At 71.7% G+C, this 1,242-nt stretch carries 1 protein-coding gene; it reads left to right on the top strand.

Annotated features, from left to right (window positions below):
* Nucleotides 1-1,083, top strand: a 1,083-nt coding sequence (locus ASG00_RS06415) for a phosphotransferase enzyme family protein (protein ID WP_235559338.1), incomplete at its 5' end; no start/stop codon positions are given.
* Nucleotides 1,084-1,242: the final 159 nt, after the last annotated feature.

Below are 1,242 nucleotides of genomic sequence, written 5' to 3'. Positions count from 1 at the left end.
GATCAACGGCTGATGGCGACGGTGATCGAGACCTCGCCGCCGCCGTCGGCCGGCGGCGATCCGATGGGCGGGCTCGTTTCCGCCGCGCTCGAGGCGTGGGGTATCGAGGCGTCCGCGCCGGTCACGTTCATCAAGCACCGCGAGAACGTCGTCTACCGGGTCGATTCCGCGCGCCTCGGCGCCCTCGCCCTGCGTTTCCACCGCGTCGGCTATCACAGCGACGCAGAGCTCGCCTCCGAGCTCGGCTGGGTGCGCACGCTCGAGCGGGCCGGCGTGCGCGTCCCCGAGGTGGTGCCCGACCGCGACGGGCGTCTCTGGGCGCCGATACGCGTCGGATCCCACCAGCGAAACACCTCCGTGCAGCGATGGATCGACGGCGCCGGCCCGCTCGGCGATGTCGGCGACCTTTTCGCGGGGGAGCCGCTGCATCCCGACCTGCGGTTCGAGACGCTCGGCGACCTCGCCGCCCGCTGCCACACGGTCGCGGAGCGCGGCACGCCCGCCGGCTTCGACCGTCGCGCGTGGGACGCCGACGCACTCACCGGGCCCGAACCCCTCTGGGGGGACCCGAGCGGACTGAGAACACTGGATGCCGCCGACCGCCGCGTGCTCGATCAGGCTCGCGTGCACCTGCGACGCGACCTGGCCGCACTCCCCGTCGACCGCGACCACGCCGGCATCGTGCACGCCGACATGACGCCGGAGAACGTGCTCATCTCGCCGTCGGGCGAGTTGACCCTCATCGACTTCGACGACTTCGGCGAGAGCTGGTACCTGTTCGATCTCGCCACCGCGATGTTCTTCGCGACGCCGCGATCGGACTATCCGGCGCTGCGTGATGCGCTCTTCCACGGCTACCGCGCCCGGCGATCGCTCACCGCACCTGAACTCGCCTCCTGGGACGCATTGCTGCTCGCCCGCGGCATGACCTACCTCGGCTGGAGCGCCGCGCGACCCGGCAACGAGGCGGAGGCCTTCATCTCCGGGCACGTCGCGCCCTGGGTCGTGCGCGCCGCGCACGCCTACGTCACCGCATCCCCCCTGCCCTGGACCCCCCTCACCCCGACGGAGAACCCCCGATGACCTCGCTGCGTGACCGCCGCAACGCCACGCTCGGCCGCCACTCGCCCCTCTTCTACGACGAGCCGATCGAGCTGATCTCGGGATCGGGCGTGTGGGTGACGGCCGCGGACGGCACTCGCTATCTCGACACCTACAACAACGTCCCCCACGTCGGCCACG

This window comes from Microbacterium sp. Leaf351, from assembly GCF_001423825.1.
GTDB lineage: Bacteria > Actinomycetota > Actinomycetes > Actinomycetales > Microbacteriaceae > Microbacterium > Microbacterium ginsengisoli.
Note: the sequence above shows the minus strand (reverse complement) of the source record. Positions and strands in the feature narration are given on the sequence as shown.